The following is a 13,019-nucleotide window of genomic DNA, read 5'->3' on the forward strand; positions in this document are numbered from 1 at the left end:
ATATAATAGAAGGAAAAATAAAAATAGTAAATGATAAAAAAATTCAAAGAAAACACCTGTTCTTTTTAGGCGTGAGTTTTTGAAAAAAACATTCTTATGTCTAGTATCTTTAACATTTTGTTACTTTTTGACTGAAACGAATGTAAAAAAACCGACATTTAAGGGCTAATCAAGGGTTAGAAAACGGTTTCTCAAAAATAAAATCCTGTTTTTTTAACTTTTTTTCGCAAAATATAAACAGGATAATATCAAGCTTCCAGCAGCTTTTTATTACAAAATGTAACAAAATCGACATTCTAGTAATAAATTGTCACGAGATATTCACCTACGGCCGGCCATTCGATGATAAAGTATGTGAAGTCGTTTCGATAAAGCGAAGCAGACGTGGTTGTTGCCGAGAGCTAAGAGCAACAATCAAATATTTTTAATTACAAAGGAGAAACATACATGAAATCAATCAAAACGATTTTACTTGGAACAACTTTGGCCGCAGGTTTAGGATTATTCTTAGGAACAGACGCAAACGCAGAAAGCTTATATACAGTTAAAGCAGGAGATACTTTATCAACAATTTCTCATCAATTTGCAGGAGACAATAGCTTAATTCAAAAAATTGCTTCTGATAACAAATTGCCAAACCTTGATTTAATTTTTGAAGGAGAACAATTAGTTATTCGTTCAGAAAAAGAAGTTGCTAATACTCCAGCACCAGCTGTAGAAGTTGCACCAGTACAACAAGTAGTTGAACAACCTGTTGCACAACCAGTACAACAAGAAGTACAACAACCTGTTGCTCAAGAAGTAGCGCAACCAGCAGCACCTGCCGCAAGCAGTGATGCAAAAGAGTGGATCGCACAACGTGAATCTAGTGGTTCTTACGATGCAACAAACGGCCAGTATATCGGTCGTTACCAATTATCTGCCTCTTATTTAAATGGTGACTATTCACCTGCCAACCAAGAACGCGTGGCAGATCAGTACGTAGCAGGTCGCTATGGTTCATGGGATGCAGCTAAATCATTCTGGTTAGCAAATGGTTGGTACTAAAATTAAATAAACGAAGTAATCTAATTACTTATTAAAAACCATAAACAAAAAAACAGTAACCTGTAAAGATTACTGTTTTTTTTGTTTATTTGTTAAGGTACAACGCCCCACGCTCGTCAATTGGTGGTCTGCGTTATATATTTTTGCTTCCCAAACTTGAAGGGTCTTTCCCGAGTGATCGGGCGTCGCAATCACGGTAAGGCTACCATCATGGACACTACGAAGATGATTTACTTGTAAGTCTATGCCGACAGCAAAAGTGTTTTCAGGAACGTTTTCGTTCGCACCTAAACTACAGGCAGTTTCAATTAAGACGCCGTTTAAGCCCCCGTGGACAAGGCCATAGGGTTGTTTATGCACGTCTTTTACCGCTAAAGTAAGCTGACATTTCTCAGCAGAAACCTGTTGAATCGTGATGCCTAAATAATCTAAAAGATGAATAGTAATCAGTCCTTTCTAATAAAAGAGAGAATAAAAGGTTTTTTATTTATTATACAGGAATGAAGAAAATTTGAAATAGCCATGTTTTTTCTTAAAATTCAAGCGACTTTTTCTCTAAAGTGCCGATTCTTGTGTATAATAGAAAAGATGAGATTAATGAAGGAGGTTTCCTAATGAGAAACTGGACAACAATTAAAGAATATGATGAAATTTTATTTGAGCAAGCAGGCAAAGTAGCAAAAATTACTATCAACCGCCCGCATGTTCACAACGCATTCACACCGAAAACAGTCATGGAAATGATTGATGCATTCAACATTAGTCGTGATAAAGAAGATGTCGGGGTTATTATTTTAACAGGCGCAGGTGACCAAGCATTCTGTTCTGGTGGCGATCAAAAAGTTCGAGGTAATGGTGGATACGTTGGCGAAGACAACATTCCACGTTTAAATGTGTTAGATTTACAACGGTTAATCCGTGTCATTCCCAAACCAGTCATCGCAATGGTGAAAGGCTGGTCCATTGGCGGCGGCAATGTTTTACAATTAGTTTGTGATTTAACAATTGCGGCTGAAAATGCTAAGTTTGGGCAAACAGGACCAAATGTCGGTAGCTTTGATGGTGGATACGGCTCAGGTTACTTGGCGCGCGTTATCGGCCATAAAAAAGCGAAAGAAGTTTGGTTTATGTGTAAACAGTATTCTGCTCAAGAAGCTTTAGATATGGGCTGGATTAATACAGTTGTTCCATTGGATCAAGTAGAAGATGTGACAATGGAGTGGGCAGAAGAAATGTTAACCAAAAGCCCGATTGCTTTACGGATGATTAAAGCCTCTTTAAATGCCGATACAGATGGCTTGGCTGGTGTGCAACAATTAGCTGGTGATGCGACACTTCTTTACTATACAATGGCTGAAGCACAAGAAGGCCGAGATGCATTTAAAGAAAAACGGACACCAGATTTCGATCAATTCCCTAAATTCCCATAAACCAATGACTTGGTTAAATAAACAAGTACAAAAACGTCCCGATCATCCTGCTTTTTATTTTCAGGATGAATCTTGGACGTTTTTAGAAGTGCAACAAGAAGTCAGCCATTGGGTAGCCACATATCAACAGGTGCTTGCACCAGAAGAAAAACGTGTGGCTTTATTCAGTAAGAACAGCAAAGAGTTGTATTTTTCAATTCTAGCCTTATGGGAATTGGGGAAAGAGTTATTATTTTTAAATACGCATTTGACACTTGCTGAACTGACTTTTCAGTTAAAAGATGCGCAAGTTAAAACGATTATTGGTGCGCCTGAAACGCAGGCTTTGTTAGAGGAGATTTCTTTTGTCGACGTTCAGCCAATGGTTAAAAAACAGCATAGTCTTTCACATCAGGAGTTTCAACAGCCAAGTGACTTAGAGTCGGTGGCTTCTATTATGTATACATCTGGAACTACAGGACAGCCTAAAGGGGTCTTGCAACGGTTTAAAAATCATTTGGCCAGTGCTAGAGGCACTCAAGAAAATATGGGGATTACTGCTGAAGATTGTTGGTTGTGTGCAGTCCCATTATTTCACATTAGCGGATTGTCGATTGTTGTTCGACAACTCGTCTTAGGTTGTAGTATTCGCCTTTACGATAAATTTGATGAACAGCAAGTGACACAAGATTTACAAGAAGGCCGTGGAACCGTCATTTCAGTGGTTGCGACAATGTTGCAACAATTATTGTCTGTCTATCCTGAAGCTGGCTACAGCGCCAGCTTTAAAGGAATGCTATTAGGCGGCGGACCGATTGCACCGGATAAATTAGCGCAGTGTGAGGAAAAAGGGATTCCAGTCATTCAATCTTACGGGATGACGGAAACGTGTTCGCAAGTTGTTGCCTTGAAATTTGAAGATGCGGCGCTGAAAATCGGCTCTGCTGGGCAACCGTTAAAAGATATGCAGATCAAAATTGTTGATGAACTAGGACAAGAACAGCCAGAAAAGCAAGTCGGGGAAATTTTACTTAAGGGACCAAACGTTGTTTCAGGTTACCTTAACCAGCGTCAACCTGAAAAATGGACAGCAGATGGTTGGTTTAAAACAGGCGACATGGGCTATTTAGATGCACAAGGTTACCTGTATTTGGTTAGTCGTTTAAGTGAACTCATTATCTCTGGTGGTGAAAATATTTACCCCACTGAGGTTGAACAGGTGTTACAGGCGATAACAGGAATTAAAGCAGCGGCAGTTGTAGGAGAACCAGATGCGCAATGGGGAGCCGTCCCAGTTGCATATGTGATTAGTGACCAAGAAATCACCTTAGCGCAAATTCAAGACCAGTGTTCACGAAAACTGGCAAAATATAAACGACCGAAACGCATTTATTTTTGTCATTCTTTCCCGCAAACAGCAAGTGGAAAGATTGCCAAACATCGTTTCATGACAGAAGAAAGAGAGGCGTTTTTAATCAGATGAAATTGCCTGATGAATTACGACAAGCCTATCAGAAGAATGCCCGTCAGTTCAGTTGGGTTTTTCCATTAGAAACAGAACAAACAGCCTTGGCAATTTTTGCCGCTGGTGAAAAGGCATACCAAGGAGAACGTTTTTTTTGGCAAACGCCGAAAAAAGATTTTGCTTTGGTTGGCTTCGGATATGAAACTATCTTAAAAGGCGCAGAAACAGAAACGCACCAATTGAACAACTTTTTAAAAAAAGAGGCGGCAACTCGTTTTCAAAATATGTCTATTTCTGGTACGGGGGCTCTTCTGTTTGGCGGTTTGCCTTTTGATACAGAACAAACGCCTACTGAGGCCTGGGGAGAGTTAGGGGAAGGTTGGTTTTATCTACCAAGTATTCTATTTACTTTTTCAGGTTCACGTATTTATGGAACGCTGAACTTTTCAGGTTCTAGTGAACAAGAAGTCGAGGAACGTTGGTCGACTTTGGTGGCTCAGTTTGATCGCTTGTTAGCTACCTGTGAGGAGTTGCCAGCTGTAGCGGAAACAAAGATTGACAAGGAAGAAGTTGCCGTGACTGAATGGCTACAAGCTGTCAACGAAACAGTAGCAGTCTTAAGAGAAGATGGCCCTTTAAAAAAAGTGGTTTTGGCTCGACAACTTGCTGTGAGCAGTCCTGAAAAAATTCGAAGTAACCAAGTGCTCGTTAATTTAATGGCACAACAACAAAATACGTATTTGTTTGCTTTAGAAGCCAAAGACACAAGTTTCATTGGTGCAACACCAGAACGACTTCTGTTGGGTACTAAAGAAACGTTTGCGACCGCTTGTATTGCAGGAACCATTAAAACGGGTCAAACACCAGAAGAAACGAAAACTTTAGGAGCACAACTTTTACAAGACCGCAAAAATACCGGAGAACACCAAATTGTGGTGGAACGTTTAGCGAAAGAGTTGGCGAAGATGACGACTTCTGAAAACAGTATTCAAGCACCCATTATTTTGGAAAATCGAGATGTACAACATCTTTATGTGCCAATCTCGGGTCAACGTAAGCCGGGAATTTCGTTCTTGGAAAGTGTGATGCAACTACACCCAACGCCAGCTTTAGGTGGTGAGCCCAAAGAGTTGGCAGTCGAATGGATTCGACAATATGAGCCAGGGAGTCGTGGGTTATATGGTGCGCCAATCGGTTGGATTTCAGGGAATGATGATAGTGGCGAGTTTGCTGTGGCCTTGCGTTCAGGTGTCTTTGCTGGTCAGCAAGGCGTTCTTTATGCAGGTTGTGGTATTGTTGCGGATTCCCAAGCAGAGCTAGAAAGAGAAGAAACGAAAATAAAATTTCAACCGATGTTACGAGGAATTGGAGGGCAGGTTTAATGAATCATCAAGAAACAATGACCGATTATTTAACGGCCTTTATTGAAGGCTTAAAAAATAGTGGGGTTGAACAAGCAGTCATTAGTCCAGGGTCCCGTTCCACACCACTGGCTTTATTACTTCATCGGGAAACCGCAATCCAAACTTTTGTCGATGTCGATGAACGTTCCGCTGCTTTTTTTGCTTTAGGATTAAGTAAAGCGAGTCAAAAACCAGTGGTCTTACTTTGTACCTCTGGAACAGCAGCTGCAAACTATTATCCAGCAATTTGTGAAGCCAATATTAGCCATGTGCCTTTAGTCGTTTTAACAACGGATCGGCCGCATGAGTTACGTCAAGTTGGTGCTCCTCAAGCCATGGACCAATTACAAATGTATCAAAATCATGTGAAATTATTTGTTGAAATGGCTTTGCCAGAAGCAACAGAAGAGATGTTGAATTACGCCTATTGGCAAGGCGCTAAAGGAGCAGCATTCGCGCAACAAACGCCTGCAGCACCTGTTCATTTGAATTTTCCTTTGCGGGAACCATTATTACCTGACTTAGAGAGAAAAACAAAGAGTTCTCAACAAACGGCTTTATTCGCTGGTCAATCAATCCTTTCTACAGAACAAGTGCAACAGCTAGCGGATCAATGGTACCAGAAAAACGGCGTTTTGGTTGTCGGTGGCAGTCATACAGAGGAAGAAGCGGCGTTATTTATTCAATTAGCCGAAGCTTTGCAATGGCCGTTACTAGCGGATCCTTTAGCAAACATTGTGACACATGGGCAAAATAGTGAAGTTGTTATTGCACATAGTGATCTGTTTCTAAATGTGGCGACCTTGCCACAAGAACCAGAAGTGGTAGTGCGTTTTGGTTCGCTGCCAATTTCTAAAAACATCATGTTATGGTTGAAACGCTTAGCAACGACAGAGACTGCTTTTTATTTTGTGGACGAAAATGGGCAATGGCAAGAGCAATTGAAAAAATCACAAACAGTTATTCAGGCAAAGGAAACCACGTTTGTAGAACAACTGCTAACGGTTGTCAAACCAACAGAAGCGACTTGGTTAGCACAATGGCTCCTGCTGGAAAAAACGGTCTCTGAAGTTCTTCTAGAAACGCTGAACGCGACAGAATTAAATGAAACAACAGCCAGCTTAGCTGTTCACCAAACAATGAAAGAGAACGGTCAGTTATTTGTATCTAATAGTATGGCTATCCGCTACTTAGATCGATTTATGGATAGTCGCCCTTATCGGATGTTTGGAAATCGCGGCATCAACGGGATTGATGGGATTGTTTCAACTGCTTTAGGAATGAGTGCCGTAGCACCGACACAGCAAAACGTTCTACTGATTGGTGATTTAGCGCTATATCATGATATGAATGGTTTATTTTTGGCTAAACGTTATCAGTTGCCGTTAACAATTGTTTTATTAAATAACAATGGTGGCGGGATTTTCTCTTTTCTATCTCAACGAACTTTACGTGAGGACGATTTCGAGCCTTTATTTGGAACACCGCTTGATTTAGATTTTTCGTTAGTTGCTGAACTTTACGGTGCTTCGTATCAAGAAGTCAAAACAATCGCGGAGCTCAAGCAAATTTTACAAACAGCGGCTGAAGAACCACAATTTCAAGTGATAGAAGTCAAAGGAAATCGCCAAGAGAATGTTCATTTGTACGAATCAATTTTAGCTGAAATTGGTAGACGAGTAGAAAGACAGGGGATTTCATGGAACGGTTAATTCGGGGGATGCAGTACCATTATCAATGGTTAACACCTTTTGATGCAAAGCGAACGACACTAGTCTGTTTACACGGTTTCACAGGAACGTTAGCCACGTTTGCAGCCGTTTTTCCCAGTCAAACACCTTATAACGTTTTAGGCATTGATTTACCTGGGCATGGCGCGACTGCTAGTTTGGTAGCACCAGAGCGTTATACCATGAAACAGGTTTGCCATGATCTTGCTGAACTAACCGAATCGCTAAATTTGCCTTGCTTTTGTTTATTAGGCTATTCAATGGGCGCTCGAACAGCTTTAGGTTTTGCATTACATTATCCACAAAAGGTACAGCATCTTTTATTGGAAAGTGGATCACCAGGTTTGGCCACCGCCGCAGAACGTCAGGCTCGTATCTGTCAAGATCATCGTTTGGCGGAACATCTCTTAGAGGAACCGCTTGTGGATTTTATTGATTTCTGGCAAGAATTACCGTTATTTCAAACGCAAAAAGCCTTGCCTGTGGCACAGCAAATGGCCATTCGTCAGGAACGTTTGAGCCAATCGGCCTTTGGGTTGGCTAGTAGTTTGTGGTATATGGGTACAGGAGCGCAAGAGAGTTACTGGGAACGTCTAGCAGAATTGCAGCCGATTCCTACCGATTTATTGGTAGGCGGCGAAGATCAAAAATTTATTGGAATTGCGAAAAAAATGCAGGCACGTCAACCGTTGTTGAGGCTGACAATTTTTCCTGAAGCAGGACATTGTATCCATTTAGAACAACCAACGATTTTCTATGAAAAGGTGACAGCGTTATTGGAAGGAGCTATCTGAATGAACATTCAATCAATTGAAACCTATCAGGTTCGTTTGCCTTTAAAAACGCCGTTTGTCACGAGCTATGGTCGCCTGGAAGAAAAAGCGTTTGATCTATTTGTAATAACAGATGAGCAAGGAAATCAAGGGTTTGGCGAATTAGTGGCTTTTGAGCAACCTGATTATGTGCAAGAAACGTTGGTAACCGAACGCTTCATCATCCAACAGCATTTAATTCCGTTACTTTTAACAGAAGCGATTGAACAGCCGCAAGAGGTTTCAACAATTTTTGAAGAAGTTAAAGGACATTGGATGGGAAAAGCTGCGTTAGAAACTGCCATCTGGGATTTATATGCCAAACGGCAACAGAAGAGTTTAACTGAATTTTTTGGACCAACGCGGAGGAAAATTCCTGTAGGGATTAGTTTAGGGATTCAAGAAGACTTACCTCAATTGCTTAAACAAGTTCAGTTAGCTGTAGAAAAAGGGTATCAACGAGTGAAGCTGAAAATTCGTCCCGGTTATGATGTGGAACCTGTTGCTTTGATTCGTCAGCATTTTCCTAACTTGCCTTTAATGGTCGATGCAAATTCAGCGTATACATTGGCAGATTTGCCTCAATTGCAACGTTTAGATCACTATCAATTAGCGATGATTGAACAGCCTTTTGCTGCAGATGATTTTTTAGATCACGCACAATTACAAAGAGAACTGAAGACAAGAATTTGTTTGGATGAAAATATTCGTAGTCTCAAAGACTGCCAAGTGGCGTTAGCATTGGGCAGTTGCCGTAGTATCAATTTGAAGATTCCTCGTGTAGGTGGGATTCACGAGGCGTTGAAGATTGCCACATTTTGCCAAGAAAATGATTTATTGGTTTGGTTAGGTGGTATGTTTGAGTCTGGTGTTGGTCGCGCATTGAATTTGCAATTTGCGTCACAGCCTACCTTTTCCTTTCCAGGTGATATTTCAGCAACGGAACGCTATTTTTATGAAGATATCATCACGGAACCTTTTATTTTAGAGCAAGGGACAATGACCGTGCCTCAGGGACTTGGTATTGGTGTTACACTTTCCCAGACGAATTTGCTAAAATACAGTCAGTATCAAAAAATCATGTAATGATAACAAAATTGCGCCTATGACTATGCAGAGAAGCATAATCTAGGCGCAATTTTTTATTTTTCTAATTGACTCGCTGCGGCTTCATCCAAGAGAACCGTTAAATTTGGATGGAGTTGAAGAATAGAGGCAGGATACGTTTCTGTGACAGGTCCTTGGAGCACTTGTTTGACCATCTGAGCTTTTTGTTCACCATTTACAATTAGGACAAGATGCTTAACTTTCATGATGCTGGCTGGCCCCATCGTAACAAAGGTCATGCCTGGCTGCATCATTTCAGGAACAAACCAAGGCTCTGAACCAGTGACGGTCACTTGATAGGTTTCGTTTTTAAAATGAGTGGTAGTGGGCATGTTCCCACAAAAATGACCATCTGCTCCTAAGCCAATTAACATCAAATCTAAGCCGCCTGCGTCAGCAATCCGTTGTTCTTGTTGTTGAAAGTTTTCAACAGTTAATGGATGGATGTTTTGCTCGGATATTTCCGCAGGTGTCAAATACAGCGTTCGCAAATCTGTCAGAGTAATGCCTTCCTTTTGATGAGGAACGGGGATTTCATCAAAGTTATAATAATGAACATTATCAAAGTCAGATGAATTTTTCACAATCGAGGCTAATTTTTGGTAAACAAGTGCTGGCGTTTTACCAGCGGTAATTGATAAATTCACTCGTTTATCTTGGCTCATCGTGCTTAGAAGTAACATTTTTGCCCATTCGCTCATCGTGTCGAAATCTTGTTTAATTAAAATTTTCATACTTGCTCACTCCATTCTTTGAATAAGCTAAGTATAATTTGTGGGAACCATCCCATGTCAAGCTCTTCACAAAAAGGATTTAATTAACGGTATGCAAAAGAAAGAGGAGCAGCCGTCAAAACGACGACTACCCCTCTTTTTAAAGCTTAAGATAACCTACAACGAGTTAACTTTTTAGCTTTCTGCTCCACTTGCTCCAACGCTGGTCTAAACGTTCTTTTGACCAACACTGTTTAACAAAGAATTTTATTTTATTGTTCTTTTAACCATTTTTCTAGTTGTAAACGTTGCACTTTCATAGTAGCTGTGTGAGGGATTTCGTCAAAAGCCATAATGATAGGTTCGTTTAAATGTGGTAAATCGGCTACTTGTGTCCACCAAGCGTCCCAATCCATTTCTTCCCCAGGGACAACCGCTAAAATTGGCTGAGGTTCATTTTCTTTGCCACGGACAATAATCACTTCTTCTAAGAAATCTAATGCATCCAATAAATGATCTTCAATAGCTAAATTACTGTCGATGTTTTCAATTAGATCTACTTGGCGATCTTTCAAGAATAAGTGGCCGCGTTCATCTAACATTCCGTAATCGCCGCTGTCCCACCATTCGCCGTAGACATTTTCTGCAAAGCGGGCATCTTCTTTGTAATATGTTAAGGCCCGTCCTTTTGATAAGAATTGGATATGGCCGTCCGTCATCGCAGGTAAAACTTGTCCTTTTTCATCAGTAATTCGAGCTTGTGTTAAATCCTCTAAACCAACACCCATGTCACGAGCATCTGAATCTTTTAGGGAGTCTAAAGTATGCGCTCGTAAGATCATTGGCCCGCATTCACTTTGTCCATAAACTTGTAGGAAAATTGGTTCATTGGCAGCAGATGCTTTTAAGAAAGCCACCATTGTAGCGTTGTTAATTGCATCAAAAGTAGAATGATAATAATGGACACTAGCGAAAGCTTCAGGTTTTTCTTTGGTCAAACGAACCCATTGAACGAAGTTATTGGGGTGTGTTTCTACAGCGATTGGTTGATAGGTGCTGAACATTTCAGCGACTTTTTCGCTCGAAGCATTTGCTAAAGGCATCATAGGGAAGCCCATGGCCATTAAAGAAGACACGCCAATGTTAAAACGAGAATGAACTGGCGAAATATGAAAGCCAACTAATTTCTTTTCAGCAATTTTTGTAAAAATGGTTTTTTGCCATTTTGTACGCCAACCCATAGAGTGATTGGAATGACAGATAAGTTTAGGAATACCTGTTGTTCCAGAGGTGTGGGTCATGTAGGCAATTTCGTCTTTAGTCAGTTCGTCTTGAGGAACTTCCGTGGCATCAGCTTCTAAAAGAGAAGCAACCGAAAGTTTTTTATTGGCAGAGCTGTTACGAACAGCTTGAACTTTTTCAGCAGTCACATCATCAAATAAAATATAAGGATCTTCTAAACGATCAACGAATACTTCAATTGTTTCAAAAGGTAAATGGTATGAAACCATTACAGGAACGGCTGCTAGATATGAGGCTGCAACAGCTAGTAAATACGTGTCGAATTTAGGACTTTTATAAATAATAATTTTGTCGCCTTTTTTTACACCTAAAGCGGCTAATTGATATGCCCGTTTCAAAATTTCTTGATGGCTTTCACCATAAGTTGTTTCTAAGCCAAGTGCAGGAAAAGCAGGCAAAGATTCATCAAAAATAATTGGAACAGTTGGTGTTTTTTCTGCGGCTTCTTGATAGTTTGTGTAGAGGTTTAATGGTTGATAATCAAGTAAGTGTGTCAAGGGAAAGTCTCCTTTGTAAAATAGTTTGTGTACAAATGTACAAGTTCACTTTATCCTATCATAGAATGGGTTCTTTTTCTACGTCAAAAATACAACGTTAAATGTTATTTTTTATTATTCACAAGCACAACGTTTGCTGTATCTGACAAAGTTTCCTACAATAATTATGTAAGTAACAAGTTCTCAGAAGTGTAAAACTTTACAAAGGAGAGGAATTTACATGAAAAAAATCTATGAAACAACTATCATTAATACGGGTGGACGTGCAGGAGAAGTTCACTCACCGGATAAATCATTTTCTTATGCGGTTGCTTCGCCAGGTGTCAAGAAAGAAAATACAACAAATCCAGAACAATTATTCGCAGCGGCTTACAGTGCTTGCTTTAACGGTGCATTAGAATTAGTGATGGATCAAGAAAAAGTCGAAGGTAAAAGTACAGTAACTGCACGTGTTTCCTTATTCCAAGGAGAAGATGGATTTAGCGTTGGTGCTGAATTAGAAGTTCATATTGATGGGGTAGATCAAGCTAAAGCAGAAGAACTTGTTAAAAAAGCCCACGAAATTTGCCCATATTCTAAAGCAACAAGAAATAATATAGATGTTAAATTAACAGTGATTTAATTAAAAAAGAAGCGCTTTGTCTATACGACAAAGCGCTTCTTTTTTAGATAACACTCCACAAATTATACATATTTAACAAAATAACTAAAAAAACAACTAAACTATAAATTTGGGCGACCCGTTGTTGGGATAATTTTTTACTGAAAAGACCGCCGACATAACCACCGAATAAAGCGGCAGGAATAATAGCCCAAAGCATTGTCAAATCAAAAACCGCAAACCCTGTGGTCAAGCCGATATTGCCAAGTTTGGCGAGTTGGGAGAAAAAAATAGTAATGATGGAATAGACAGTTGCTGATTTGATATCCATTCCAAAAAAGAGAATAAGGCAAGCTACATTAATGGGACCGCCACCGATGCCTAAAAAGGTTGACAGAATCCCTAAGCCTAATCCAACAATCAGAAAAATGCTCAATCCGTTGAGGTGTAAGTGCCAGTTGGAAAATTGATTGTAGAGAAGAACCAAAACCAAGGTCAGCAACATGATGATATATTGGATTAGTTGTACTTTTTCTTCATTTGGCGCTAGTGCAATCGCCTGATTAAGAAGTAAATCACCTAACATGCCGCCGACTAAGGAACCAAACGAAATACTCGCGGCTTTTTTCCATTCAATTTGGACACCATTTTGATACTGTTTATAAGTCGAAGAAATGGACATGACAAAAACAGCGACACTTGAATAGAACGCAATACTATTTAACGAATGGAACCCAAGAAAATCCAAAACAGGCTTAATAATGACGCCTCCACCCATCCCAGAGAGCGCCCCAACTGTATTGGATAGAAAAATAGTTATGAAATAAATCAGCAAAACCCGCACATAATCACTCCTAAACCGTTTTCTTTTAGTATAGCACAAAAATTATATAAGAAATGTAATTTCATTTAAAAATATTTTTAAAAAGAACT

The 13,019-nt window shown here is 39.9% G+C and carries 12 protein-coding genes; 8 read left to right on the top strand and 4 right to left on the bottom strand.

The genetic code is table 11. The features are described from left to right. The first annotated feature begins 447 nt into the window (after positions 1–447). Positions 448–1,047 carry a LysM peptidoglycan-binding domain-containing protein gene (locus tag IGL13_RS01875; RefSeq protein ID WP_002355317.1) on the top strand — a complete coding sequence of 200 codons (600 nt, stop codon included), beginning with the start codon at positions 448–450 and terminating at the stop codon, positions 1,045–1,047. Positions 1,048–1,116: 69 nt separating this feature from the next. Here IGL13_RS01875 and IGL13_RS01880 read toward each other — a convergent pair whose 3' ends face one another. Further along, the gene (locus IGL13_RS01880) at positions 1,117–1,497 is read right to left on the bottom strand and encodes a PaaI family thioesterase (RefSeq protein WP_002377918.1); all 381 of its coding nucleotides are present in this window, start codon (positions 1,495–1,497) and stop codon (positions 1,117–1,119) included. A gap of 110 nt (positions 1,498–1,607) precedes the next feature. Between IGL13_RS01880 and menB the strand changes: the two genes are divergently transcribed. Genes menB through menC form a run of 6 tightly spaced genes read left to right on the top strand, consistent with a single transcriptional unit; the run spans position 1,608 to position 8,952 of the window. After that, a complete protein-coding gene (gene menB, locus IGL13_RS01885) occupies positions 1,608–2,477 on the top strand; it encodes a 1,4-dihydroxy-2-naphthoyl-CoA synthase (RefSeq protein ID WP_002391106.1) in 870 nt (289 codons plus the stop codon). 4 nt (positions 2,478–2,481) lie between these two features. Next, positions 2,482–3,939, top strand: a complete 1,458-nt coding sequence (locus tag IGL13_RS01890) for an o-succinylbenzoate--CoA ligase (protein WP_002377919.1) — start codon at positions 2,482–2,484, stop codon at positions 3,937–3,939. Beyond that, positions 3,936–5,303, top strand: coding sequence for an isochorismate synthase (locus IGL13_RS01895; RefSeq protein ID WP_002364946.1), 1,368 nt, complete (start codon positions 3,936–3,938; stop codon positions 5,301–5,303). Before IGL13_RS01890 ends, IGL13_RS01895 begins: the two co-directional genes overlap by 4 nt. Next, positions 5,303–7,036, top strand: coding sequence for a 2-succinyl-5-enolpyruvyl-6-hydroxy-3-cyclohexene-1-carboxylic-acid synthase (gene menD, locus IGL13_RS01900; RefSeq protein WP_002377921.1), 1,734 nt, complete (start codon positions 5,303–5,305; stop codon positions 7,034–7,036). The genes IGL13_RS01895 and menD overlap by 1 nt, the downstream gene beginning before the upstream one ends. Further along, on the top strand, positions 7,024–7,848 hold the full coding sequence (gene menH / locus IGL13_RS01905; RefSeq protein WP_002377922.1) for a 2-succinyl-6-hydroxy-2,4-cyclohexadiene-1-carboxylate synthase: 825 nt from the start codon (positions 7,024–7,026) through the stop codon (positions 7,846–7,848). The genes menD and menH overlap by 13 nt, the downstream gene beginning before the upstream one ends. Continuing rightward, entirely contained in the window at positions 7,849–8,952 is a 1,104-nt protein-coding gene (menC, locus tag IGL13_RS01910) for an o-succinylbenzoate synthase (RefSeq protein WP_002373222.1), read from the top strand. A 56-nt stretch (positions 8,953–9,008) separates the two neighbouring features. Here the strand turns inward: menC and IGL13_RS01915 are convergent, their stop codons facing one another. Together IGL13_RS01915 and IGL13_RS01920 are read right to left on the bottom strand one after the other, a co-directional pair. After that, entirely contained in the window at positions 9,009–9,707 is a 699-nt protein-coding gene (locus IGL13_RS01915; RefSeq protein WP_002355326.1) for a glucosamine-6-phosphate deaminase, read from the bottom strand. A gap of 251 nt (positions 9,708–9,958) precedes the next feature. Then, a complete protein-coding gene (locus tag IGL13_RS01920) occupies positions 9,959–11,485 on the bottom strand; it encodes an AMP-binding protein (protein ID WP_002373224.1) in 1,527 nt (508 codons plus the stop codon). A 220-nt stretch (positions 11,486–11,705) separates the two neighbouring features. On the opposite strand from IGL13_RS01920, the gene IGL13_RS01925 reads away from it, so the two are divergent. Beyond that, positions 11,706–12,107 carry an organic hydroperoxide resistance protein gene (locus IGL13_RS01925; protein WP_002355332.1) on the top strand — a complete coding sequence of 134 codons (402 nt, stop codon included), beginning with the start codon at positions 11,706–11,708 and terminating at the stop codon, positions 12,105–12,107. 43 nt (positions 12,108–12,150) lie between these two features. Here the strand turns inward: IGL13_RS01925 and IGL13_RS01930 are convergent, their stop codons facing one another. Then, positions 12,151–12,921: a sulfite exporter TauE/SafE family protein gene (locus IGL13_RS01930; protein WP_225583261.1), complete on the bottom strand. Its 771-nt coding sequence runs from the start codon at positions 12,919–12,921 to the stop codon at positions 12,151–12,153. Between the last annotated feature and the right edge of the window lie 98 nt (positions 12,922–13,019).

Source organism: Enterococcus sp. DIV1937, from assembly GCF_050535975.1.
GTDB classification, from domain to species: domain Bacteria; phylum Bacillota; class Bacilli; order Lactobacillales; family Enterococcaceae; genus Enterococcus; species Enterococcus faecalis.

What these genes read in the sequence shown, in the direction of transcription:
- IGL13_RS01925 (WP_002355332.1), top strand. Translation starts at nt 11,706, where the DNA reads ATGAAAAAAATCTATGAAACAACTATCATTAATACGGGTGGACGTGCA.
- IGL13_RS01890 (WP_002377919.1), top strand. Translation starts at nt 2,482, where the DNA reads ATGACTTGGTTAAATAAACAAGTACAAAAACGTCCCGATCATCCTGCT.
- menC (WP_002373222.1), top strand. Translation starts at nt 7,849, where the DNA reads ATGAACATTCAATCAATTGAAACCTATCAGGTTCGTTTGCCTTTAAAA.
- IGL13_RS01875 (WP_002355317.1), top strand. Translation starts at nt 448, where the DNA reads ATGAAATCAATCAAAACGATTTTACTTGGAACAACTTTGGCCGCAGGT.
- menD (WP_002377921.1), top strand. Translation starts at nt 5,303, where the DNA reads ATGAATCATCAAGAAACAATGACCGATTATTTAACGGCCTTTATTGAA.
- IGL13_RS01915 (WP_002355326.1), bottom strand. Translation starts at nt 9,707, where the DNA reads ATGAAAATTTTAATTAAACAAGATTTCGACACGATGAGCGAATGGGCA.
- menH (WP_002377922.1), top strand. Translation starts at nt 7,024, where the DNA reads ATGGAACGGTTAATTCGGGGGATGCAGTACCATTATCAATGGTTAACA.
- IGL13_RS01895 (WP_002364946.1), top strand. Translation starts at nt 3,936, where the DNA reads ATGAAATTGCCTGATGAATTACGACAAGCCTATCAGAAGAATGCCCGT.